The sequence below is a fragment of the Streptomyces araujoniae genome, from assembly GCF_050871195.1.
Classification (GTDB): Bacteria; Actinomycetota; Actinomycetes; order Streptomycetales; family Streptomycetaceae; genus Streptomyces; species Streptomyces bacillaris.
Window position 1 is genome coordinate 1,205,709 of sequence record NZ_CP194070.1, and the last position, 22,208, is coordinate 1,227,916.

General features: G+C 73.0%; 23 protein-coding genes and 1 tRNA gene. 12 read left to right on the forward strand and 12 right to left on the reverse strand.

Annotation, left to right across the window (positions count from 1 at the left end; translation table 11 throughout):
- Positions 1 to 220: 220 nt before the first annotated feature.
- Complete coding sequence (locus ACQ9ZG_RS05040) at positions 221 to 1,270, reverse strand: LLM class F420-dependent oxidoreductase (protein ID WP_084996284.1); 1,050 nt, start codon at positions 1,268 to 1,270, stop codon at positions 221 to 223.
- Positions 1,271 to 1,407: 137 nt separating this feature from the next.
- Here ACQ9ZG_RS05040 and ACQ9ZG_RS05045 point away from each other — a divergent pair, with 137 nt between their 5' ends.
- Both ACQ9ZG_RS05045 and ACQ9ZG_RS05050 read left to right on the forward strand, forming a co-directional pair.
- A complete protein-coding gene (locus ACQ9ZG_RS05045; RefSeq protein ID WP_028419970.1) occupies positions 1,408 to 2,391 on the forward strand; it encodes an aldo/keto reductase in 984 nt (327 codons plus the stop codon).
- Complete coding sequence (locus ACQ9ZG_RS05050; RefSeq protein WP_499279991.1) at positions 2,388 to 4,718, forward strand: helix-hairpin-helix domain-containing protein; 2,331 nt, start codon at positions 2,388 to 2,390, stop codon at positions 4,716 to 4,718. The genes ACQ9ZG_RS05045 and ACQ9ZG_RS05050 overlap by 4 nt, the downstream gene beginning before the upstream one ends.
- A gap of 54 nt (positions 4,719 to 4,772) precedes the next feature.
- On the opposite strand, the gene ACQ9ZG_RS05055 is transcribed toward ACQ9ZG_RS05050, so the two are convergent.
- On the reverse strand, positions 4,773 to 5,435 hold the full coding sequence (locus ACQ9ZG_RS05055) for a hypothetical protein (RefSeq protein ID WP_028419968.1): 663 nt from the start codon (positions 5,433 to 5,435) through the stop codon (positions 4,773 to 4,775).
- A 47-nt stretch (positions 5,436 to 5,482) separates the two neighbouring features.
- On the opposite strand from ACQ9ZG_RS05055, the gene ACQ9ZG_RS05060 reads away from it, so the two are divergent.
- Positions 5,483 to 5,671, forward strand: coding sequence for a DUF5703 family protein (locus ACQ9ZG_RS05060; RefSeq protein ID WP_026237501.1), 189 nt, complete (start codon positions 5,483 to 5,485; stop codon positions 5,669 to 5,671).
- A gap of 146 nt (positions 5,672 to 5,817) precedes the next feature.
- On the opposite strand, the gene ACQ9ZG_RS05065 is transcribed toward ACQ9ZG_RS05060, so the two are convergent.
- From ACQ9ZG_RS05065 to ACQ9ZG_RS05075, 3 genes are all read right to left on the reverse strand, one after another.
- Positions 5,818 to 6,612 carry a chaplin gene (locus ACQ9ZG_RS05065; protein ID WP_099219593.1) on the reverse strand — a complete coding sequence of 265 codons (795 nt, stop codon included), beginning with the start codon at positions 6,610 to 6,612 and terminating at the stop codon, positions 5,818 to 5,820.
- A gap of 137 nt (positions 6,613 to 6,749) precedes the next feature.
- On the reverse strand, positions 6,750 to 6,983 hold the full coding sequence (gene chpH, locus ACQ9ZG_RS05070) for a chaplin ChpH (RefSeq protein ID WP_018487920.1): 234 nt from the start codon (positions 6,981 to 6,983) through the stop codon (positions 6,750 to 6,752).
- Positions 6,984 to 7,126: 143 nt separating this feature from the next.
- The gene (locus tag ACQ9ZG_RS05075; RefSeq protein WP_018487921.1) at positions 7,127 to 8,461 is read right to left on the reverse strand and encodes a M20/M25/M40 family metallo-hydrolase; all 1,335 of its coding nucleotides are present in this window, start codon (positions 8,459 to 8,461) and stop codon (positions 7,127 to 7,129) included.
- 184 nt (positions 8,462 to 8,645) lie between these two features.
- Between ACQ9ZG_RS05075 and ACQ9ZG_RS05080 the strand changes: the two genes are divergently transcribed.
- Positions 8,646 to 8,733: transfer RNA gene (locus ACQ9ZG_RS05080), tRNA-Leu, on the forward strand.
- Positions 8,734 to 8,796: 63 nt separating this feature from the next.
- Complete coding sequence (locus ACQ9ZG_RS05085; protein ID WP_109917195.1) at positions 8,797 to 9,735, forward strand: RluA family pseudouridine synthase; 939 nt, start codon at positions 8,797 to 8,799, stop codon at positions 9,733 to 9,735.
- A gap of 12 nt (positions 9,736 to 9,747) precedes the next feature.
- On the opposite strand, the gene ACQ9ZG_RS05090 is transcribed toward ACQ9ZG_RS05085, so the two are convergent.
- The 3 genes from ACQ9ZG_RS05090 to ACQ9ZG_RS05100 form a co-directional block, all read right to left on the reverse strand.
- Positions 9,748 to 10,377, reverse strand: a complete 630-nt coding sequence (locus ACQ9ZG_RS05090; RefSeq protein ID WP_018487923.1) for an MBL fold metallo-hydrolase — start codon at positions 10,375 to 10,377, stop codon at positions 9,748 to 9,750.
- Positions 10,377 to 11,462, reverse strand: a complete 1,086-nt coding sequence (locus ACQ9ZG_RS05095; RefSeq protein WP_109917196.1) for an S-(hydroxymethyl)mycothiol dehydrogenase — start codon at positions 11,460 to 11,462, stop codon at positions 10,377 to 10,379. Before ACQ9ZG_RS05095 ends, ACQ9ZG_RS05090 begins: the two co-directional genes overlap by 1 nt.
- A 132-nt stretch (positions 11,463 to 11,594) precedes the next feature.
- Positions 11,595 to 12,296: a FadR/GntR family transcriptional regulator gene (locus tag ACQ9ZG_RS05100; protein WP_084996279.1), complete on the reverse strand. Its 702-nt coding sequence runs from the start codon at positions 12,294 to 12,296 to the stop codon at positions 11,595 to 11,597.
- A gap of 139 nt (positions 12,297 to 12,435) precedes the next feature.
- On the opposite strand from ACQ9ZG_RS05100, the gene ACQ9ZG_RS05105 reads away from it, so the two are divergent.
- Both ACQ9ZG_RS05105 and ACQ9ZG_RS05110 read left to right on the forward strand, forming a co-directional pair.
- Positions 12,436 to 12,945, forward strand: a complete 510-nt coding sequence (locus ACQ9ZG_RS05105; RefSeq protein WP_028419962.1) for a gluconokinase — start codon at positions 12,436 to 12,438, stop codon at positions 12,943 to 12,945.
- Between the two features lie 11 nt (positions 12,946 to 12,956).
- Entirely contained in the window at positions 12,957 to 14,354 is a 1,398-nt protein-coding gene (locus ACQ9ZG_RS05110; RefSeq protein WP_099219596.1) for a GntP family permease, read from the forward strand.
- A gap of 138 nt (positions 14,355 to 14,492) precedes the next feature.
- On the opposite strand, the gene ACQ9ZG_RS05115 is transcribed toward ACQ9ZG_RS05110, so the two are convergent.
- Together ACQ9ZG_RS05115 and ACQ9ZG_RS05120 are read right to left on the reverse strand one after the other, a co-directional pair.
- Positions 14,493 to 16,073 (reverse strand): APC family permease, encoded by a 1,581-nt coding sequence (locus ACQ9ZG_RS05115; protein WP_109917197.1) that lies wholly within the window; start codon positions 16,071 to 16,073, stop codon positions 14,493 to 14,495.
- Positions 16,074 to 16,170: 97 nt separating this feature from the next.
- A complete protein-coding gene (locus ACQ9ZG_RS05120; RefSeq protein WP_109917198.1) occupies positions 16,171 to 17,142 on the reverse strand; it encodes a hypothetical protein in 972 nt (323 codons plus the stop codon).
- On the opposite strand from ACQ9ZG_RS05120, the gene ACQ9ZG_RS05125 reads away from it, so the two are divergent.
- Both ACQ9ZG_RS05125 and ACQ9ZG_RS05130 read left to right on the forward strand, forming a co-directional pair.
- The gene (locus ACQ9ZG_RS05125) at positions 17,141 to 17,326 is read left to right on the forward strand and encodes a hypothetical protein (RefSeq protein WP_109917199.1); all 186 of its coding nucleotides are present in this window, start codon (positions 17,141 to 17,143) and stop codon (positions 17,324 to 17,326) included. The two genes, ACQ9ZG_RS05120 and ACQ9ZG_RS05125, sit on opposite strands and share 2 nt — an antisense overlap.
- A 19-nt stretch (positions 17,327 to 17,345) precedes the next feature.
- Entirely contained in the window at positions 17,346 to 17,771 is a 426-nt protein-coding gene (locus tag ACQ9ZG_RS05130; RefSeq protein ID WP_084996273.1) for an ASCH domain-containing protein, read from the forward strand.
- A 165-nt stretch (positions 17,772 to 17,936) separates the two neighbouring features.
- Here ACQ9ZG_RS05130 and ACQ9ZG_RS05135 read toward each other — a convergent pair whose 3' ends face one another.
- On the reverse strand, positions 17,937 to 19,592 hold the full coding sequence (locus ACQ9ZG_RS05135) for an FAD-binding dehydrogenase (protein WP_109917305.1): 1,656 nt from the start codon (positions 19,590 to 19,592) through the stop codon (positions 17,937 to 17,939).
- A gap of 121 nt (positions 19,593 to 19,713) precedes the next feature.
- On the opposite strand from ACQ9ZG_RS05135, the gene ACQ9ZG_RS05140 reads away from it, so the two are divergent.
- The 3 genes from ACQ9ZG_RS05140 to ACQ9ZG_RS05150 are packed head-to-tail and all read left to right on the forward strand — an operon-like array spanning position 19,714 to position 20,945.
- Positions 19,714 to 20,229 (forward strand): NUDIX domain-containing protein, encoded by a 516-nt coding sequence (locus tag ACQ9ZG_RS05140; protein WP_084996271.1) that lies wholly within the window; start codon positions 19,714 to 19,716, stop codon positions 20,227 to 20,229.
- 9 nt (positions 20,230 to 20,238) lie between these two features.
- The gene (locus tag ACQ9ZG_RS05145; protein WP_018487934.1) at positions 20,239 to 20,634 is read left to right on the forward strand and encodes a YidH family protein; all 396 of its coding nucleotides are present in this window, start codon (positions 20,239 to 20,241) and stop codon (positions 20,632 to 20,634) included.
- The gene (locus ACQ9ZG_RS05150; protein ID WP_028419954.1) at positions 20,631 to 20,945 is read left to right on the forward strand and encodes a DUF202 domain-containing protein; all 315 of its coding nucleotides are present in this window, start codon (positions 20,631 to 20,633) and stop codon (positions 20,943 to 20,945) included. The genes ACQ9ZG_RS05145 and ACQ9ZG_RS05150 overlap by 4 nt, the downstream gene beginning before the upstream one ends.
- A gap of 205 nt (positions 20,946 to 21,150) precedes the next feature.
- Here ACQ9ZG_RS05150 and ACQ9ZG_RS05155 read toward each other — a convergent pair whose 3' ends face one another.
- A complete protein-coding gene (locus tag ACQ9ZG_RS05155) occupies positions 21,151 to 22,086 on the reverse strand; it encodes an NADP-dependent oxidoreductase (protein ID WP_028419953.1) in 936 nt (311 codons plus the stop codon).
- Positions 22,087 to 22,208 lie beyond the last annotated feature (122 nt).

Consider the following 22,208-nt stretch of genomic DNA (forward strand, 5'->3'; position numbering starts at 1 on the left):
CGCCACCTCCGTGCCGGACCCCGCGGAACGGTCGCCGCGGGGCAGTAGTGCGCAGAGCAGCAGTCAAAAGCGCCCGGACGCGGTCGGCAACCGGAGCGGCCGAGGAGGCGCGGCGCGTTCCCGGCGTAACCCCTGGGCGCGCGGCGCGTTGTTCCCGGTGACGGCCGTGGCGGGGAAGACCCCCGAGCCCCCACCACGGCCGTAGTGCTGTCCGGAGGCGTCACGCGAGTCCGGAGCGCTCCAGGGCGTCGGTCCCGGCGCGCAGGGCGGTGAGCCGCTCCTCCAGGGTGAAGCCGGCGGGGGCGAGGTTGAGCGTGGTGACCCCGGCGGCGGCGTACGCCTGCATCCGCTCCGCGATCCGCTCGACGGGGCCGAGCAGCGCGGTCTGGTCGATCAGCTGGTGCGGTACGGCGGCCGCGGCGCCGGCCTTGTCGCCGTCCAGGTACTTGTCCTGGATCTCGGCGGCCTCCTTCTCGTACCCCATGCGCTGGGCGAGCTGGTTGTAGAAGTTCTGCTTCCGGCTGCCCATCCCGCCGACGTACAGAGCGGTGTACGGGCGGAACATGTCCGCGAGGCCCTTGACGTCGTCACCGACGGCGAGCGGGAGCGTCGGGGAGACGTCGAAGCCCTCCATGGTCTTGCCGGCCTTCTCCCGGCCCGCGCGCAGAGGGGAGATCGCGGTCTCCTCCAGATGGTCGGCGGAGGGGAAGATCAGCAGGGCGCCGTCCGCGATCTCGCCGGTCTGCTCCAGGTTCTTCGGGCCGATCGCGGCGATGTAGAGCGGGATGTGCTCGCGCTCCGGGTGGACGGTGAGCTTGATCGGCTTGCCGGGACCGCCGGGCAGCGGGAGCGTCCAGTGGTCCCCCTCGTACGAGAGCCGCTCGCGGGTCATCGCCCGGCGGACGATCTCGACGTACTCGCGGGTGCGGGCCAGCGGCTTGTCGAACCTGACGCCGTACCAGCCCTCGGAGACCTGCGGGCCCGAGACGCCGAGGCCGAGCCGGAAGCGGCCGCCGGAGAGCGAGTCCAGGGTGGCGGCGGTCATCGCCGTCATGGTGGGCTGGCGGGCCGGGATCTGCATGATCGCGGAGCCCACGTCGATGGATTCGGTCTGGGCCGCGACCCAGGTCAGGACGGTCGGCGCGTCGGAGCCGTAGGCCTCGGCGGCCCAGCAGACGTCGTAGCCGAGCCGGTCGGCCTCCTGGGCGACGGCGAGGTTGTCGCCGTCCATGCCGGCGCCCCAGTAACCGAGATTGATGCCGAGCCGCATAGCCGCTCCCCTTACTGATCAGTAACGTCCCGTCCCGGGGACTCTAGCGCGGGTGGCGGCGATCCGGCAGGCCCGCGCGACCTCCCGTTGTCCACAGGCTTCCACCCGGTGGGGCCGTGGCCAGTAATCTCGCGCCCATGGAGCAGAGGCATCTCGGCCGCACCGGCCTACGCGTGTCCCGGATCGGGCTCGGCACCCTCACCTGGGGCCGGGACACGGACGAGCACGACGCCGCCGACCAGCTCAAGGCCTTCTGGGACGCGGGCGGCACCCTGGTGGACACCGCCGACGTGTACGGGGGCGGAGAGGCCGAACTCATGCTCGGGCAGCTCCTGGACAGCCTCGTGCCACGGGAGGATCTGGTCATCTCCACGAAGGCGGGCAACGTCCCCGACCCGTACCGCAGGGTCAACGGCTCGCGCGGGCATCTGCTGGCCGCCCTGGACGCCTCGCTGGAGCGGCTCGGCACGGACCACGTGGATCTGTGGCAGGTCCACGCCTTCGACCCGCAGACCCCGCTGGAGGAGACGCTCCAGGCGGTGGACCTGGCGGTCTCCTCGGGCCGGGTCCGCTACGCGGGCGTGTCGAACTTCTGCGGCTGGCAGCTGGCCAAGGCCGCCACCTGGCAGCTCGCCGCGCCCGGGGTGCGCACCCGGCTGGCCAGTACGCAGATGGAGTACTCGCTGCTCCAGCGGGGCATCGAGCGGGAGGTGCTGCCCGCCGCGCTGGACCTCGGCATCGGGGTGCTGCCGTCCTCGCCGCTGGGGCGCGGGGTGCTGACCGGCAAGTACCGCCAAGGGACCCCGTCCGACTCCCGGGGCGCCTCCGAGCTGCTGGCCCCCTTCGTCGAGCCCTATCTCGACGACGCGGCGGCCCGGATCACCGACGCGGTGGCGACGGCGGCGGACGGGCTGGCGACGAGCCCCCTGCAGGTGGCGCTGGCCTGGGTGCGGGACCGCCCCGGGGTGGCCGCCCCGATCGTCGGCGCGCGCAACGCCGCGCAGCTCACCGAGGCGCTGTCAGTGGAGACGCTTACTCTTCCCTACGAGATCTGCCAGGCGCTCGACGATGTGTCGGCGCCCGTGCACCGCTATCCCGACCAGGACTGGAGCACGCTGTGACTGCGCTTCCCGGGGAGACCCCCGGCACCGCCGGCACGGACACACCGGAGGGCGACGAGCCCGCGGAGGCCACCGACACCGGGGCCCCCGCGCGCGCCGAAGCGCCCGACGCCGCCGACGCCGGGGCCACGGACTCCGGGGCCTCCGCCGCCGGCACCGGTGAGGCTGTGGAGGCTGCCGCCGATGAGGCCACCGGGTCCACCGAGAACACCGGTGACACCGCGGGCGCTGCCGCCGACGGGGAGGGGGAAGGGGACGGGGACGCCGCCGCGCCCGCGCTCTCCGAGGCACAGGCCGAGCTGGCCGCCCAGCGGGAGCTGCGCGAGCGGATCGCCCAGCGCAAGGCGGCCAAGGACGGCCCCGTCGCCGCCGGTACGAAGCTGAGCGGCACCGCGGCCGACCTGCTCGCCGCCGTCCGGGCCGTGGAGAGCGGCGCGAAGGCGGGCACCGAGTTCTTCGACTCGCACCTCGGCACGCCCACGCCCCGCCGCGCCGCCCCGGCCCCCGCCGCAACCCCCCGGCGCCCCGATCCGGCCGCCGCCCCCGTGGAGCGCCCGGCCGCCTCCCCCGAGGCCGTGGACGCGGTGCGGGCGGTCCTCACCGAGGGCGGGGCCCCCGAGGCACTGGCCCGCCCGGCCACCGGGACGCTGGGCGAACAGACCGCCGAGCTGCTGCGCGCCGACCCCTGGCAGCTGCTGGCCGTCCCCGGCGTCCGGCCCGAGCAGGCGGACGGCTTCGCCCGGGCCCTGCTCGGCGCCGGCTGCGGGCCGGACGACGGGCGCCGCACGGCCGCCCTGGTCGGGTGGGTGCTGGAGCGCGCCGCCCTCCAGGGGCACACCGCGCTGGACGCCGAGGCCGTGCGGGCGGCGCTCGCCGAGCGGGCGGTGCCCGACCCGGACGAGGCCGTACGCCACGCCGTGGAGGAGGGCGTGGCCCTGGTCTTCCAGGAGGGCGCGGAGGCCGGGTTCGAAGGAGAAGGGGACGCAGAGGCCGGGGACCCGGCGGAAGAGGGCGCCCCCGAGGGCGAGGAGGCCGAGGCGCCGGAGCCGGTCCAGGTGCTGCTGGGCCTGGACCGCTACGCACTGGCCGAGGAGAGCCTCGCCGACGGCCTGGCCCGGCTGCTGAACGCCTGCGAGAAGGGCGCCGACTGGGCGGAGGCGGCCGCTGCCGCCCCCTCCCCCTCGGCCGCCGAGCTGATCCGTACGGCGGCCACCGCCGGGCTCGTCGTCCACAGCGGCGGCGAGGCGGCCCGGGCCGAGCCCGCCGCCCTGATCGCCGCGGCGCGGGGCCTGGGGCTGCGGGCCCTGGGCGCCGCCCACAGCGAGGACGGCCGCCGCAGACTGGCCGAGGCCGTCGGCGCCCCGGAGGCGGCGGTCACCCTGGCCGGGCTGCTCTCCGGCACCGAGGGCCCGGGCCGGGACGAGGACGGGGCGCTCGCCCTGGACCTGCTGGTGGTGCTGGACGCCCCGCAGCTGGACGTGGAGGGCGCGGCGGTCCTCGTCGAGGCGCTGGCGGACGGGGCCCGGCTGGTGCTGAGCGGTGACCCCGGGGTGCTGGGTTCGGCGGGGGCCGGGCGGGTCTTCGCCGATGTGCTGGCCGCACGCGCGTGCCCGCAGGTCGTCTCCCGTACGCCGGACCCCGGGCCCATCGGCGAGCTGGTCTCCGGGATCGGCATCGGGGAGCTGAACCAGGTGGCGGCCCCGGGCAAGGAGGTCGTGATCGTCCCCGTCCGGGACGCGGGCGAGGCGGTCCACCGTACGGTGCAGCTGGTCGCGGACTCGGTGCCCCGGGCGTTCTCGATCCCCGCCGCCGACACCCAGGTCATCACGGTCGGCCATGGCGGGGCGGCCGGGACCCGGGCGCTCAACGAGGCCCTGAAGCAGCGGCTCAACCCCGGCCCCGGCCGGTTCGGCGGGTTCGACCCGGGCGACCGCGTGGTCCATGTCCCCGCGCCCGGCCGCACGGTGCCCGGAGTGGTGCGCTCGGCCGACGTGGAGGGGCTGCATCTGGACTGCGACGGCACCCCCGTCGTCGTACCGCAGGAGCGGGTGGAGGCGGTGGTGCGGCACGGCTGGGCGCTCAGTGCCCACCAGGCGGCCGGGATGCGCTGGCCCGCCGCGGTGGTGGTGCTGCCGGGCGACGCGGCGGCGGGGCTCAGCCGCCCGTGGGTCTACACGGCGTTCGGCCGGGGCGAGCGGCATCTGTCCGTGGTGCACGGGGTGGACCAGGCGCTCCCGCACGCGGTGGCGCAGGTCCCGGCCCCGGAGCGGACGACCCGGCTGCGCCCGCTTCTGGAGGCGCTGCCGACGCCCGACGCGGCTTCCTGACCAGCACGCGCGAGCGGGCCCCGGCGCACCACCGCGCCGGGGCCCGCTGCCCTGTCATGCGCGGCCGGCCGCCGGTTCGTCCAGCTCCTCGTCGAGCTCCTCCTCGTCGAAGACGGCGCTGACGTCGAAGCGGCAGACCACCAGCTCGGGGTCGGCGTCCTCGAAGGGTGCGGCGAGCCACTCCCCCGGCTCCGGGAGCGCCTCGGCGGCGGAGACCCAGAGGGTGGAGTCACCCTCCTCCAGGCCGAACTCCTTGTGCCGGGAGGCGATCTCGTCGGGTTCGTACTCCCCGAAGAGCATGCCGAGCGCGGCGTGGACGCTGGTGCCGACCACCGGGGTGGCGGAGCCGTTCGCGCCGGGTCCCGCGTCGAGGTCGGCGAGGCGCTGTGCCTGGGCGAGCAGCCGCTGGGGTTCCGCGACCGCGTAGTCGCGCCGGATCAGCACGCTCAGCGCGCTGGGCTCGGCGGGTCCGGCGTAGGGCGGCAGGGTGTCGTCCGCGCCGGGGATCTCGAAGGGGGTGACCTCGTCGTAGCGGTCGTAGAGGAGTTCGTCGTAGACCTCGGCAGCGGCGGCCAGTGAGTTGAACGCTTCGTAGACGGCGGGGTCGTCGTCCCCGGTACGGCGTTCGACCGCGTCGAGGTGACGGTCGATCGCGGCTTTGACCGCCTCGGCGGCGGCACGTACCTCGGCAGCGGTGGGCTGCGCAGCATCAGACATAGTGCAGACGCTATCCGTACCGGGGCTCTGCCCGCACAATAGATGCGATGCCGGAATACGAATTTGTCGACGTGTACGTGCCGCGCGGGGTCACCCGCCAGGAAGCGGCCCGAATCCTGACCGACCACGCCGAGTACGGACACTGGGAACTGGACCGTCTGACGCTGCGCCTGGACGGCAGCCGGAGGGTCCGGCTGCGCCGGCGGATCATCCGTCAGCTGCGAGCCACCTGGTGACACCAGCGGTCACCCGGGGCCACGGGTATCCGATGCCCCGGGCGTCCGACGAGCGATGACACGGGAACGGGCCCCGCGGATCGCGGGGCCCGTCCGTGTTCACCTGCTCGCTGTCCGTACCGCTGTTCCCGGTGTACGTGCCCGGGTCAGGCGGCGCTGCGGGAGCGGCGGTAGAGCACCGATCCCAGGCCGGCCAGCATCAGTCCGGCGCTGGCCGGGATGAGCATCTCCATGCCGCCCGCACCGGTCTGGGCGAGCTGCTCCTCCGGGTCGAGCTGGGGCTCGGGCGCGTTCGGCTCGGGCGGCTGGTTGGCCGGCGGGTCGACCGGCTTCTCCGGCGTGACCGGGGGCTTCTGCGGCTCCTCCGGCGTCGGGGGCGGCGGAGGCGGTGTGGCGTCGTTGGAGCAGCTGTTGCCGAAGGTCGGGTTCAGCAGCCCGATGACGGAGACGCTGTTGCCGCAGACGTTCACGGGGACGCTGACCGGCGCCTGGACCATGTTGCCGGAGAGGATGCCGGGCGAGCCCTGCGCGACCCCTTCCGCACCGGCCCCGCCCGCCCGGTGACGGCCCGTGCCGGGCTCGCCGGTCCGGTCGGTGGCGGTGGTGTCCCCGGCCTGGGCCGTGTTGCCGGCCTGGGCCCCGTCGGCGGAGCCGCCGCCGATACGGTTCTGCGTTCCGGAGCCGTGGCTCGGCGCCGACGGCCCGTTCTGGCAGTCGTTGCCGAACGTCGGGTTGATGAGACCGCCGACGGTGACCGAGTTGCCGCAGACGTTGACCGGGATGTCGATCGGGACCGAGACCGAGTTCCCGGACAGCACGCCCGGTGAGCCGGTGGCCGTCGAGGCCGCCCCGGCGTCGGCGTGGGCGTAGCCGCCACTGAGAGCGAGGACCCCGCCCGCCGCCGCCATGGTGATCAGGCCTTTACGAGTGACCTGTCGCATAGGTTCGTTTCCTGCCTTCTGCCTTCCGAAAAACCCCCGGACATGACCGTGCGGGAGCCGAATGCCGAACGGTCCCGGAGTGCATGGCACGCACTCCGGGACCGACCGAGCTCAAACCCTTACGGGTTGACGCAACGTCACGCGTTGACGCAGGTGTTGCCGAAGGCGGGGTTCAGCAGCCCGATCACGGAGACCGTGTTGCCGCAGACGTTCACCGGCACGTGGATCGGGACCTGGACGACGTTGCCGGAGAGCACGCCGGGGCTGCCGATGGCCGCACCCTGGGCGCCCGCGTCGGCGGAAGCCATGCCCGCACCCGCGAGAACGAGGCCACCGGTGGCAGCCGCAACTGCGACGACCTTCTTGATCATGATTCCTCCTAGTTGGAAAGTGCGGTCCCAGCCGCGGACCGCAAAACTTGTAACGAGGAGGGGGGAGCGGGGCTACGTGTGAACGGCCCGTTTCACTCTTTCGGTCATATACGCACAGGCGGGCGAATTGCGGACGGGACCGGTCAGCTGTGGTCGATGAACCGGTCGAGCACCCGCACCCCGAACTGCAGACCGTCGACCGGGACGCGCTCGTCGACGCCGTGGAACATCCCGGCGAAGTCCAGCTCCGGGGGCAGCTTCAGCGGGGCGAAGCCGAAGCCCCGGATGCCCAGGTCGTCGAAGGACTTGGCGTCGGTGCCGGCCGAGAGCATGTACGGCACGGCGCGGGCGATCGGGTCCTCGGCCACCAGCGCGGTCTGCATGGCGTCGACCAGGGCCCCGTCGAACGTGGTCTCCAGGGCCTTGTCCGCGTGGACGTCCTCCCGCTTCACCCGGGGGCCCAGGATCCGGTCCAGGTCGGCGAGGAACTCCTCCTCGTATCCCGGCAGGAACCGGCCGTCGACGTGGGCGGTGGCCTGGCCCGGGATCACGTTGACCTTGTAGCCCGCGCCGAGCTGGGTGGGGTTGGCGGTGTTCTGGAGGGAGGCGCCGATCAGCTTGGCGATGCCGCCGAGCTTGGCCAGCGTCTCGTCCATGTTCTCCGGGTCCAGCTCGGTGCCGAGCGCGTCCGACAGCTCGTCCAGGAAGTGCCGCAGGGTCTTGGTGACCCGCACCGGGAACTTGTGCCGCCCCAGCCGCCCGACCGCCTCGGACAGCTCCGTGATCGCGTTGTCCTTGTGGATCATCGATCCGTGCCCGGCGGTGCCGTCCACGGTGAGCTTCATCCAGTGCATGCCCTTCTGGGCCGTCTCCACCAGATAGAGCCGCAGGTTCTCGTTGACGGTGAAGGAGAAGCCGCCGACCTCGCTGATCGCCTCGGTGACCCCCTCGAAGAGCCCCGGGTGGTGGTCGACGAGATACCGGGCCCCGTACGTCCCGCCCGCCTCCTCGTCCGCGAGGAAGGCCAGCACGATGTCGCGCGGGGGCTTGCGGCCGGTGCGCATCCGCTCCCGTACGACCGCGAGGGTCATCGCGTCCATGTCCTTCATGTCGACAGCGCCCCGGCCCCAGACGCAGCCGTCCGCGATCTCCCCGGAGAACGGGTCGTGCGTCCAGTCCGCCGCGTTGGCCGGGACCACGTCGGTGTGCCCGTGGATGAGCAGGGCGGGCCGGGAGGGGTCCTCGCCCTCGATGCGCGCGACGGTGGAGGCGCGGCCCTTGTGCGACTCGAAGATCTGCGGCTCCAGCCCCACCTCGGCGAGCTTCTCCGCCACGTACTCGGCGGCGAGCCGCTCACCGGGGCCCGAGTGGTCGCCGTAGTTGCTGGTGTCGATCCGGATGAGGTCACGACAGAGGTCCACGACCTCCCTCTCGGCGTCCCCGACGCCGACGGCCCTGCCCGTGCTGCTCTCGCTCACGCTGCTTCCTTCCGCTGTCGCTGTGGTGCTCCCTCCCATCCTCCCGCGCCCGCGTCCCGCACCCAAGGGCGTGCATCCCCCGTCACGCACCGTTCACAGCCATCGGGGCGTGATCGAGCACCCTCGAATGTTTGCTATGGTTTTCCACGTCGGAACGGGCACGGGCCCGCGAGACAGACACCTTGTCCGGGTGGCGGAATGGCAGACGCGCTAGCTTGAGGTGCTAGTGCCCTTTATCGGGCGTGGGGGTTCAAGTCCCCCCTCGGACACCAGCGGGAGCCCCACTTCGGTGGGGCTCTTTTGCGTCACCGGGGCCAGAGCCGAAAGGGGCGGGCATGAGGGGCCGCAGGAAGGCGTCCGCCGGGCCCCTCCCCCAGCGGGACGGGATCGACGCCGTACGGGTGCGGCTGACGGAGGATCCGGGCGGGGCGTGGTCCACGGTCGGGGAGTATCTGGTCGCGCGGTTCGGCGGGGCGATCGGGGCGGAGCGGGTCGCGACGATGCTCGACGCGGAGCGGTTCGTGGGGGCCGACGGAGTGCCGGTGCGGGCCGGTGAGCCGTACGCCGCCGGGCTGACGCTCTGGTTCCACCGGGACTTCGCGGCCGAGGAGCCGGTGCCCTTCCCCATCGGGATCGTGTACCGGGACGCACATCTGGTGGTGGCGGACAAGCCGCACTTCCTCGCCACCACGCCCCGGGGGCGGCACATCACGCAGACCGCGGTGGCCCGGCTGCGGCGGGAGCTGGGGGTGCCCTCGCTCCAGCCCGCGCACCGGCTGGACCGGTTGACGGCGGGGCTGGTGCTCTTCGTGGTGCGGCCGGAGGAGCGGGGCGCGTACCAGACGCTGTTCCGGGACCGGCTGGTGCGCAAGGAGTACGAGGCGGTGGCCCCGTACGACCCGGAGCTGGCCCTTCCGCGGACCGTACGGAGCCGGATCGTGAAGGAGCGCGGGGTGCTCGCCGCCCGGGAGGAGCCGGGAGAGCCGAACAGCGAGAGCCGGGTGGAGCTGGTGGCGGCGCGGGGCGGGCTCGGGCGGTACCGGCTGGTGCCCGCCACCGGGCGGACGCATCAGCTGCGGGTGCACATGAACGCGCTCGGGGTGCCGATCCGCCACGATCCGCTCTATCCGGTGGTGGCGCCGGAGGGGGCCGGGGAGGACTGGGACCGGCCGTTGCAGCTGCTGGCGCGGCGGCTGGAGTTCACCGATCCGGTCAGCGGAGAGCCGCGCCGCTTCGTGAGCGGGCTGCGGCTCTCCGCCTGGCCGGAGGGGTGAGGCTCCACCTGCTCAGTGGCCGCGCTTGATCCAGTCGTCGAGCTGCGGGGCCTCGGCGCCGATCGTGGTGGGGTCGCCGTGGCCGGTGCGGACCGTGGTGTCGCCGGGGAGCGTGAGCAGCCGGTCCCGGATCGAGTCGATGATCGTGGGGAACGACGAGAAGGAGCGGCCGGTGGCGCCCGGGCCGCCCTGGAAGAGCGTGTCCCCGGTGAAGACCGTGGCCAGCTCGGGGGCGTACAGGCAGACCGCGCCGGGGGCGTGGCCGGGGGTGTGCAGGACCGTGAGGGTGATGCCGGCGATCTCCAGTTCCTGGCCGTCGGCCAGCGGGCCGTCGGGGGTCCGCTCCGGGTGGGTCTGGAGCCAGAGCGGCAGGTCGTGCGGGTGGAGCAGGATCGGGGCGCCGGTGGCCTCGGCGAGGGCCGGGGCGGCGTCGATGTGGTCGTTGTGCGCGTGGGTGCAGACGATGGCGCGCAGCGTGCGGCCGCCGAGCGCGGTCTCGATGGCCGCGGCGTCGTGGGCGGCGTCGATGACGATCGCCTCGGTGTCGTCGCCGACGATCCAGACGTTGTTGTCGACGTCCCACTCGCCGCCGTCGAGGGCGAAGGTGCCGGAGGTGACCAGGTGGTCGATGCGGGCGGTCATCAGAAGACCACCACCGAGCGCAGGACGTTGCCGTCGTGCATCTTGGCGAAGGCCTCCTCGACGTCGCCCAGGCCGATGGTCTCGGTGACGAAGGCGGCGAGGTCCAGGCGGCCCTGCTGGTGGAGGTCGACCAGCATCGGGAAGTCGCGGGAGGGCAGGCAGTCGCCGTACCAGGAGGACTTGAGCGAGCCGCCGCGGCCGAAGACGTCCAGGAGCGGGAGTTCGAGCTTCATGTCCGGGGTGGGGACGCCGACGAGGACGACCGTTCCCGCCAGGTCGCGGGCGTAGAAGGCCTGTTCGTACGTCTCCGGTCGGCCGACGGCCTCGATGACGACGTCGGCGCCGTTGCCGTCGGTGAGGGCGCGGATCGCCTCGACGGGGTCGCTGGTGCGGGAGTTGACGGTGTGGGTGGCGCCCATCGTCCTCGCCGTCTCCAGCTTGCGGTCGTCGATGTCGACCGCGATGATCTTCGCCGCTCCGGCGAGCCGGGATCCGGCGATGGCCGCGTCACCGACGCCGCCGCAGCCGATGACGGCGACCGAGTCGCCGCGGCCGACCTGGCCGGTGTTGATGGCGGCGCCGATGCCCGCCATGACGCCGCAGCCGAGGAGTCCGGCCACCTCGGGGGCGACCTCCGGGTCGACCTTGGTGCACTGGCCGGAGGCGACGAGGGTCTTCTCCGCGAAGGCGCCGATGCCGAGGGCGGGCGACAGCTCCGTGCCGTCGAGCAGCGTCATCTTCTGCTTGGCGTTGTGGGTGTCGAAGCAGTACCAGGGGCGGCCGCGCAGACAGGCACGGCACTGGCCGCACACGGCACGCCAGTTGAGGATGACGAAGTCACCGGGGGCGACGTCCGTGACGCCCTCGCCGACCGACTCCACGACGCCCGCCGCCTCGTGGCCGAGGAGGAAGGGGAACTCGTCGTTGATCCCGCCCTGCTTGTAGTGCAGGTCGGTGTGGCAGACACCGCACGCCTGGATCTTCACGACGGCCTCTCCGGGGCCGGGGTCCGGGATCACGATCGTCTCGACCCTGACCGGCTCGTTCTCCCCCGGTGCGATGACCGCCTGCACCTGCTGTGGCATAACCCTGCTCTCCCTGCTTCCGCGCTTCGCGAAGATCGAACGCGGACCACCGTACGCCCCGGGGCGGCTTCCAGGGGTGCCTTGCCGGTCAGGCCGGACCCCGCGAGCCCGGCGTGATGGGCAAGGCGCCCCCTAGGGAGCGAGCACGTCCAGTTCGTGCAGGGCCCCGACCGCGATCTCCTTGGTGATGCGCTCGGCCGCCTCCGGATCGCCCTCGCGCACCGCCTCCGCGAGGCGTACGTGGAGGGTGACGGCGGCGGGGTCGGGGTCCTCGAACATCACCTGGTGGTGGGTGCGGCCCGCCAGGACCTCCGCGACCACGTCCCCGAGGCGGGCGAACATCTCGTTGCCGGAGGCGTTGAGGACGATCCGGTGGAAGGCGATGTCGTGTTCGAGGTAGCCCTCCAGTTGCTGGCCGCGGGAGGTGGCGACCATGCCGAGGGCGCGTTCGGTCAGCTCGGCGCACTGCTCGGCGGTGGCGTGGCGGGCGGCGAGGCCCGCCGCGACCGGCTCGATGGCGGAGCGCAGGACCGTGAGGGAGCGCAGCTGGCGGGGGCGGTCGGCGCCGGCCAGCCGCCAGCGGATGACCCGGGGGTCGTACACGTTCCACGTCTCGGTGGGGCGGACGGTCACCCCGACCCGGCGGCGGGACTCCACCAGGTGCATGGACTCCAGGACCCGGACCACTTCGCGGACCACCGTACGGGAGACGTCGAAGCGCTGGGCCAGTTCGTCGGTGCGTAGGACGCTGCCGGGCGGGCACTGGCCGGAGGTGATCTCCAGACCCAGGGTGTCCAGCACATGCGTATGCAACCCCTGGCTCTGTGTGGTCATGGGGCAAGCCTACGGGGCGGCCCTCCGGAACAAAAAGTACGACGTATGTGTCACAGACTCTTGAATAAGTCGTACCTAATGGGTTTCAGTAGCGCGACGGACCGATGTCGAGGACGACAGCGAGACAGCGAGGCACCCCATGAGCACCCCCCACGTCGTCGTGGTGATGGGCGTAGCAGGAACCGGCAAGACCACGATCGGTCCCCTGCTCGCCGCCGAACTCGGCGTTCCGTACGCCGAAGGCGACGACTTCCACCCCCCGGCCAACATCGAGAAGATGTCGGCCGGCACCCCCCTGGACGACGACGACCGGTGGCCGTGGCTCGACGCCATCGGTGAGTGGGCGCGCGGGCGGGCGGGGCTCGGCGGGGTGGTCTCCAGCTCGGCGCTGAAGCGGTCGTACCGCGACCGGCTGCGGGCCGGGGCGCCCGACGCGCTCTTCCTGCATCTGACCGGCGACCGGGCGCTGATCGAGGAGCGGATGGCGGACCGCAAGGGGCACTTCATGCCCACCGCGCTGCTCGACTCCCAGTTCGCGACGTTGCAGCCGCTCCAGGCCGACGAGGCCGGGGTGGATGTCGACGTGTCCGGCACCCCTACGGAAATCACCCAGCGAGCCGTCGCCGCGCTGCGCCGGCTCGACACCTAAGGACCACCACCGTGACCAGTCTCAGCGTCGAGATGCTGGCAGCGGACGCCGCCGAACCGATCACCTCGGCAGGCAACGCGCAGCTGGGCATCGCCGTCCTGGCGGGCATCGCCGTCATCGTTCTCCTGATCACCAAGCTCAAGATGCACGCGTTCCTGGCGCTGACCATCGGTTCGCTGGCGCTCGGCTCCTTCGCGGGGGCGGCGCCGGCCGACACGATCGCCAGCTTCACCGCGGGCCTCGGCTCCACCGTCGCGAGCGTGGGCGTGCTCATCGCGCTCGGCGCCATCCTGGGCAAACTGCTCGCGGATTCGGGCGGGGCGGACCAGATCGTCGACACCATCCTGGCCAGGGCGAGCCGCGGGGCGATGCCGTGGGCGATGGTCCTCATCGCCTCGATCATCGGACTGCCGCTCTTCTTCGAGGTCGGGATCGTGCTGATGATCCCGGTGGTGCTGCTCGTCGCCAAGCGCGGCAACTTCTCCCTGATGCGGATCGGCATCCCGGCGCTGGCCGGACTCTCCGTGATGCACGGGCTGATCCCGCCGCACCCCGGCCCGCTGGTCGCGATCGACGCCCTGGACGCCAACCTCGGGGTGACGCTGGCGCTCGGCGTGCTGGTGGCCATCCCGACGGTGATCATCGCCGGTCCGGTCTTCTCCCGGTACGCCGCGCGCTGGGTGGACATCGAGCCGCCGGAGAAGATGATCCCGCAGCGTCCTTCCGAGGAGCTGGACCGCCGTCCGAGCTTCGGCGCCACCCTGGTGACGATCCTGCTGCCGGTCGTGCTCATGCTGCTCAAGGCGCTCGTCGAGATCGTCGTCGACGACCCGGAGAACGGGTTCCAGCGGGTGACGGACGTGATCGGTTCGCCGATGATCGCGCTGCTCGCCGCCGTGCTGCTGGGCATGGTCACCCTCGGCCGGGCCGCCGGGTTCACCCGGGGCAGGCTCGCCGGGACCGTGGAGAAGTCGCTCGCCCCGATCGCGGGCATCCTGCTGATCGTCGGCGCGGGCGGTGGCTTCAAGCAGACGCTGATCGACGCCGGGGTGGGCCAGATGATCCTGGACTTCTCCGAGAACTGGGCGATCCCCGCGCTGCTGCTCGGCTGGCTGATCGCCGTCGCGATCCGCCTCGCCACCGGCTCGGCCACCGTCGCCACCATCTCCGCCGCCGGTCTGGTCGCCCCGCTCGCGGCCGACATGTCGACCTCGCACGCGGCCCTGCTCGTGCTGGCGATCGGTGCCGGTTCGCTCTTCTTCAGCCATGTGAACGACGCCGGGTTCTGGCTGGTGAAGGAGTACTTCGGGATGGACGTCGGGCAGACGGTGAAGACCTGGTCGGTCATGGAGACGATCATCTCCGTGGTGGCCATCGCCTTCATCCTGCCGCTGTCGTGGCTGCTGTAGCCGCCTCCGTACGAGGGAACGCCCGCCCCGGTGCCGTACCGGGGCGGGCGTTCCCTTTGGCGTACGGGGCCGGGGCGGGCGTTCCCTTTCGTGTACGGGGCCGGGGCGGGCGGCTCCTTCCGCGCGGGCACGGAGCGGTCAGCGGCGGCCCGACTCGCTCTCGGCCGCCTTCTCCAGCTGGAACGCCTCGTTGCCCAGCCCGATCCGGGCGTGCACCTCGGGCTTGACCCTGCGCAGCACCGCCCCGTAGACCAGACCGCCGACGAGGGCGAGGACGATCACGCCGGGCAGCAGCCAGTTGAGGGCCGAGCCGGAGCCGGAGCCCACGAGGACGTCGAAGTCGCGGACGGTGAAGACGGCGATCGACAGCAGCGCGATCCCGGCGAGGCCGGAGGCGACCAGGCGCGGGGCCTGGACCCGGCCCGCGCCGCGCTTGACGAAGAACGCGATGACGGCGAACGAGGCGGCGGCCATCAGCAGGATCACGCCGAGCGCGCCCACGTTGCCCATCCAGGTGAAGAGGCGCAGGACGGGGACGGTGGGGTCGCCGATGTGGTTGTCGTCGCTGAGGGCGAAGGCCAGGACGATCACCGCGGAGATGACGGACTGGAGCAGCGAGCCGATGCCGGGGGCGCCGCTCGCCCGGTTGGTGCGGCCGAAGCGGGCGGGCAGCAGCCCCTCGCGGCCCATCGCGAACCCGTAGCGGGCGACCACGTTGTGGAAGCTGAGGAGCGCCGCGAAGATGCCGGTGACGAAGAGGACGTGCAGGACGTCGGTGAAGGTGGAGCCGAGCCGGGTCTCGGTGAGGCCGAAGAGCATGCCCGGGCCCTCCTTCAGGGAGGTGTCCGCGATGGAGGCCGGTCCGACGGCCACGGTCAGGGCCCAGGAGCTGAGGGCCAGGAAGACCGCCGCGTACCCGACGGCGAGGAACATCACCCGGGAGACCACGATCTGCGGACGGCTCGTCTCCTCCGCGTAGACCGGCGCCTGCTCGAAGCCGACGAACGCGGCGATGCAGAAGCAGAGCGCGGTGGAGAGCCCGGCCCCGGTGAGGGTCTCGGGGTTGAACGCCTGGAACGAGAGCCCCTCGGGGCCCGGTTCGGAGACGGCGGCGATGTCGAAGACCACGACGAGCACGCACTCGATGACCAGCAGGACGCCGAGCACCTTGGCGTTGAGGTCGATCTTCAGCCAGCCGAGGACCCCGACGACGACCACCGCGATCAGCGCGGGTATCCACCACTGCACGTCGACACCGGCGTACGTGGAGAGGATGACGGAGGCCTCGAAGCCGAGGATCCCGTAGATGCCGACCTGCATCGCGCTGTACGCCACCAGCGCCACCAGCGAGGCACCGGCACCGGCGGTCGGGCCGAGGCCGCGGGCGATGTACGCGTAGAAGGCCCCGGCGTTGTGGACGTGCCGGCTCATCTCCGCGTAGCCGACGCTGAACAGCATCAGGACGGCGCCGAGGATGACGAAGAGGAGGGGCGTTCCGACGATGCCCATCACACCGAAGACCGTGGGCATCACCCCGGCGACCACCATCAGGGGGGCGCTGGCGGCGAGCACGGAGAGGAGCAGGCCGGGGGTGCCGAGGCGGTTGGCGCGCAGGGCGCGGTCCTCACCTTTGTAGGTGTTGATCCCGCCGGTGTCGCCGGTCTGCCGGGTCGTGCCGGTCTGCCGGGTCGTGCCTGGAGATGAACTGCCCGTCGACATGGCGGAGGTGGTCCCTTCTTCGGTCTTCGGTCGATTGGTGCTCGACGCCCGGCGTCCGCGGTGATCGGTCCGCGGGTTCCCGGGGTGGGCGCGTGGGTCAGGGCGCGCCGAGTGCGTGGTCGCGGGCGGCGGTGAACGCGGTGTACGGGTCCTGGCCCGCGTACGACCAGGGCGCGGCCGTGGCGTACGGGCCGATGCGGTGGAAGAGGGCGGCGGCCTCGGCGGTGCGGCCCTCGCAGACCTTGGCGTGGGCCAGGAAGTTGAGGTCGACGCGGTGGCGGGGGTGGTCCTCGCGCTCCCATTCCAGCCACCAGTCGAAGGCGGCCTTCATCACCTGCCGGGCCCGCCGCCCCGACCAGTGCCCGGAGGCGACGGGGTCGTCCGGCTCGCTGCCCGCCGCCACGAGGACGCGGTAGCGCTCGGCGTGGGCGACCACCGGCAGGACGGCGAGCGGTGAGTCGGCCGGGGCCTGTTCGGCGGCCCAGGCGGCGAAGTCGTACACCTCGTGGAGCGGGTCCTGCCCGCTGTCGGGGCGGCTCTCGGCCAGTTGCGCGGTCATCACGTGGTGGGCGTGGTGGTGCTCGGGGTGGCGGGAGCGGACTTCCTCGAAGAGCCGGCCGGTCTCGTCGCTGCCGTCCTCGCGGCCCCGGTCGAGGATGAGCAGGGCGAGCCACGGGGTGGGGTCGTCGGGGGTGAGCCGGGCGGCGGCGAGACACGCCTGCCGGGCGAGGGCCGCCTCGTCGGCCCTCGCCTTGGGGCGCAGAGCCCGTACGGCACGGGCGCAGCCGAGGAGGGTGGCGGCGTCGGCGCTCTCGGGTTCGGCGAGCAGCCAGTCACCGGCCCAGTCGGCGGCGGAGGGGATCTCGGCGAGGCAGAGCAGGCGGTGCCCCCGGCGGTCCCAGTCCTTGCCGGTCGCCACCAGCAGGGCGCGGGCATCGCCCCATCGCCCCTGGGTGAACTGGGTCCGGGCGTCGATGAGTTCGAGGTCGTCCAGGGCCGGGTCGAAGGCATGGTCCGAGCGGCCGCCCCGGCGGCGGGAGCGGCCCAGGGGCGGCGGAGGCGGGGACATGCCGCAGACTTCTTTCGACGCGGTGTGCGAGCGGATGATCGCGCACAGCAAAGCGGTAGGGGGCGCCCCACGTCAAGGGCAGGTCTACACCAACTCTTCTCCGATCGCGGAGAGTTGGCTGGAAGCCGTCGGGGCGGACGGGCCGTTCCCGCAGGCCGCGGCGGGGTGGGCGGGGCCGGGGTGACGCCTGACACACTGGAGGCATGGAGCCTCGTGAACCCCTGAAACCCTTCCTTCTCGCCTTCCCCGGTCCGCTCCGCGACCGGCTGGTGGCGGCGGTCCTCTCCGGCGAGAAGGTCTCCACCTCCGGGCTGCTGGCCGAGTACGAGCTGGAGCAGGAGGAGCTTCCGCCGGTGGGCGAGCGCTCCGCGCTGATCGATTCGCGGGGGCGGGAGGTGGCGGTGATCGAGGTGACCGACGTACGGGTGCTGCCGCTCGGGGAGGTCGGCCTGCAGCACGCGCTGGACGAGGGTGAGGGGTACACGTCGGTGGCGGAGTGGCGGGCGGGGCACGAGCGGTTCTGGCACGGGGAGGAGATGCGGGAGGCGTTGGGGGATCCGGCGTTCACGGTGGACGACGCGACGATGATCGTCGCGGAGCGGTTTCGCGTGGTCGAGCGGTTGGGGTGACCGCGGAACCCGGGCGGGCCGCACGGCTCGGGCGGTCCGCACAGCTCGGGCGGGCCGCACGGCTCGGGCGGGCCTTCGGCGGGATGGAGGACGCCGGCGCTCCGCCCCGGACCCCGCTCCTCCGGCACCGGAGGGGCTTGGAGGGCGGGCCCGGTCCTCGAACCGTCAGGTGACTGCCTCTGCCGCCGCCCGGCCCGCCGCCCTCCCCGAGAAGATGCAGCCGCCGAGGAACGTGCCCTCCAGGGAGCGGTAGCCGTGGACTCCGCCGCCGCCGAAGCCCGCCGCCTCGCCCGCCGCGTACAGGCCGGGGAGCGGGGTGCCGTCGGCGGTGAGGACCCGGGAGGAGAGGTCCGTCTCCAGGCCGCCCAGGGACTTGCGGGTCAGGATGTTCAGGCGTACGGCGATGAGCGGGCCCGCCGCCGGGTCCAGGATGCGGTGCGGTTTCGCCGTGCGGATCAGGCGGTCGCCGAGGTAGGCGCGGGCGCCGTGGATGGCGGTGACCTGGAGGTCCTTGGTGAAGGGGTTGGCGATCTCCCGGTCGCGGGAGGTGATCTCGCGGCGCAGGTCGGCCGCGTCGATGAGGCCGTCGCCGGTGATCGCGTTCATGCCCCGGACCAGGGCGTCGAGGTCCTTCTCCACGACGAAGTCCGCCCCGTGGTCCATGAACGCCTTGACCGGTGCGGGCACGTCCGCGCGGGCCCGGCCGATCACGTCCCGTACCGACTTGCCGGTCAGGTCCGGGTTCTGCTCGGAGCCGGAGAGGGCGAACTCCTTGCCGATGATCCGCTGGTTGAGGACGAACCAGGTGTACCCGTGGCCCGACTTCATGATGTGTTCGAGGGTGCCGAGCGTGTCGAAGCCGGGGAAGAGCGGGACCGGCAGCCGCTTGCCCCGGGCGTCGAGCCAGAGGGAGGAGGGGCCGGGCAGGATGCGGATGGCGTGCTTGGCCCAGATCGGGTTCCAGTTCTCGATGCCCTCGGTGTAGTGCCACATCCGGTCCCGGTTGATGTGGTGGGCGCCCGCCTCCTCGGCGATGCCCAGCATCAGACCGTCGACATGGGCGGGGACGCCGGAGAGCAGCTTCTCGGGCGGGGTGCCGAGCCGCTCGGGCCACTGGGAGCGGACCAGGTCGTGGTTGCCGCCGATGCCTCCGGAGGTGACGATCACCGCCTGGGCCTTCAGCTCGAAGGTGCCGGTCGCCTCCCGGCTGCTGGCGGTGCCGCGCCCGGCCCCGCTCGGCTCCAGGATCTCGCCGGTGACGGTGTCCAGCGCCCCGGCCGTGCGGGCGAGACCGGTGACCCGGTGGCGGAACCGCAGCTGGACGAGCCCCTTGGCGACGCCCTCGCGCACGCGCCGCTCGAAGGGGGCGACGACGCCGGGGCCGGTGCCCCAGGTGATGTGGAAGCGGGGCACGGAGTTGCCGTGGCCGGTCGCGTCGTAGCCGCCGCGCTCCGCCCAGCCGACCACCGGGAAGATCCGCAGCCCCTGCCGGTGCAGCCAGGAGCGCTTCTCACCGGCCGCGAAGTCGACGTACGCCTCGGCCCACTTCCTCGGCCAGTGGTCCTCCTCGCGGTCGAACCCGGCGGTGCCGTACCAGTCCTGGAGGGCCAGCTCCCGGCTGTCCTTGATCCGCAGCCGGCGCTGCTCGGGCGAGTCGACGAGGAAGAGGCCGCCGAAGGACCAGTGGGCCTGTCCGCCGATCGACTGCTCGGGCTCCTGGTCGAGGAGGATCACGGAGCGGCCCGCGTCGGCCAGTTCGGCGGTGGCCACGAGTCCGGCGAGCCCTGCCCCGATCACGATCACATCAGCGTCGTACGCCATGGGTTCCATCCTGTTCGGGGAGGGGCGGGGAGGGGCGGCGGGGTGACAAGTTACCCGTGCGTCAGATCTTGGGTACCGGCCGCTGCCACGTCAACCACCCGAGTGCTGTTGGATGAAACGCATGACGCCTTCCGAGGAGATCCTGGACATCGTCGACGAGAACGACGAGGTCGTCGGGCAGGCCCCGCGCGGCGAGGCGACCGCCCGGGGGCTGCGCCACCGCTGTGTCTTCGTCGAGGCGCGGGACGCCGAGGGGCGGGTCTTCGTCCACCGCCGCACGGCGACCAAGCTGCTCTTCCCCTCGTTCTACGACATGTTCGTCGGCGGGGTGGTGGGCGCGGGCGAGTCCTACGACGCGGCGGCGCTGCGCGAGGCGGAGGAGGAGCTGGGCGTCGCGGGGCTGCCGGAGCCCGAGCCGCTGTTCCGGTTCCTCTACACCGGGGGGAAGCACTCCTGGTGGTCGGCGGTCTACCAGGTGCGGTGCGAGCTTCCGGTCTCGCCGCAGGTCGAGGAGGTCGCCTGGCACGCCTTCCTGGACGGGGCGGAGCTGGAGGAGCGGCTCGGTACGTGGCTGTGGGTGCCGGACGGGGTGGAGGCGTACCGGCGGCTGAAGGAGTTCCGGGCGCTCTCCTCGTAAGGTGCCCGTGTGAACAAGATCGCGCAGAGCGTACGCCTGTGGTTCGCGCCGCAGCGGATCCGCGAGGAGGGGGACACCCCCGACTACCGGTTCTCCCTGGCCAACGAGCGCACGTTCCTCGCCTGGATCAGGACGGCCCTGGCCCTGATCGGCGGCGGCTTCGCCGTGGACCAGTTCCTGCCCGACCTGGCCTGGGGAGTCCGGGCCGGGCTCGCCCTGGGGCTGCTCGCCGCCGGAGTGCTGTGCGCGCTGCGGGCGGTCAACCACTGGGTGCGGTGCGAGCGGGCGATGCGGCGCGGGGAGGATCTGCCGGTCTCCCGCTTCCCGACGGTGCTCGGCCTGGTGGTCGCGGTGGTGGCCGTCGCGATGGTGGTGGTGGTCCTCTTCGGCTGGGAGGGCCGGTGACGGCGGTACGGGACCGGGACCCCGGGCTGCAGCCCGAGCGGACCCGGCTCGCGTGGCGGCGTACGACGCTCTCCGCCACGGTGGTGGCCCTGCTCGCCGGGCGGCAGGCACTGCACAGCGGCGCGGCCCCGGCCGCACTGGTGGCGGTAGCGCTGACCGCGGTCGCCTGGCTGGGGTTCCTGGCCGTCGGCCACCGCAGGGTGCAGCGGCTGGGCGTCCCACGGCCCGATGCGATGGCGCCGCGCGGGGCGCTGACGGCGGCGCTGTGCACGGTGGCGTTCGCGGTGTTCGCGGTGGCCATGCTGTTCTGAGTGCGGCGCGGGGGTCCGGGCGCGGCCCCGGGGATTGCGGGCGCGGCCCGGTGTTCCGGGTACGGCCCGGTGTTCCGGGTACGGCCCGGTGTTCCGGGTACGGCCCGGTGTTCCGGGTACGGCCCGGGATCGCTCAGGCCTCCCGTGGCCGTCCCGGGGGCAGGTTCCGCCGGCTCCGGGGCGGTTTTGCCGGTCCCGGGGCCGTTCAGGCGTCCCAGTCCACCGTGACGACGATCTTCCCCCGCGTACGTCCCTCCTGGTTGAGCCGGTACGCCTCGGCCGCCTGCTCCAGCGGGAGGACCCGGTCCACGTGGACGGTGACGATGCCCTGCTCGGCCAGTTCCGCGAGCTGCGCCAGGTCGGCCGCGTCGGGGCGGACGAAGGCGTAGCGGCCGCCGTACGAGAACACCTCGCTGTCCGCGATCGAGGCGAGCCGGCCGCCCTCGGCCAGGGTCTCCGCCGAGACCCGCAACGCCTCCCCGCCCACGGTGTCGAAGGCCGCGTCGAAGCCGTCGGGGACCAGCTCCCGCAGCCGCTCGGCGAGGCCCTCCCCGTAGGTGACGGGCTCGCCGCCCAGGCCGCGTACGTACGCGTGGTTGCGCTCGCTGGCGGTGCCGATGACCCGGCACCCCTCGTGGCGGGCGATCTGCACGGCGAGGGAGCCGACCCCGCCCGCCGCCGCGTGGACCAGGACGGTGTCGCCGTCGCGGATCTTCAGGGTGCGGTGCAGCACCTGGTAGGCGGTGAGCCCGGCCAGCGGCAGTCCGGCGGCCTCCTCGAAGCTCAGGCTGAGCGGTTTGCGGGCGAGGGTGCGCACGGGGGCGGCGACGTACTCCGCGAACGTACCGCGGGAGAGGAAGTCCTCCCGGACGTAGCCGATCACCTCGTCCCCGACCGCGAACTCGTCGACGGCGACGCCCGGTTGCACGACGACGCCGGAGACGTCCCAGCCGGGGATCACCGGGAAGACGGCTTCCAGGCCGCCCTGCAGGAACCCCTCGCGGGCCTTCCAGTCGACCGGGTTGACGGCGGCGGCCCGCACCTTCACCAGGACCGCGTCGGGGCCGACCTTGGGGTCGGGCCGCTCGCCGTACTCCAGGACATCGGCCGAACCGTACGCGCTGTAGCTGATCGCCTTCATCCCTCGACCTTCGGCGCGGGTCGGGGCGCGCGCAACTCAGGGCGGACGAGGGTGTGCGGCGGCAGCGGGGCACCCGGGGCGCGGCCGGGGCGCCCGAGGCCGCCGGGCGCGGTGGTGACGCG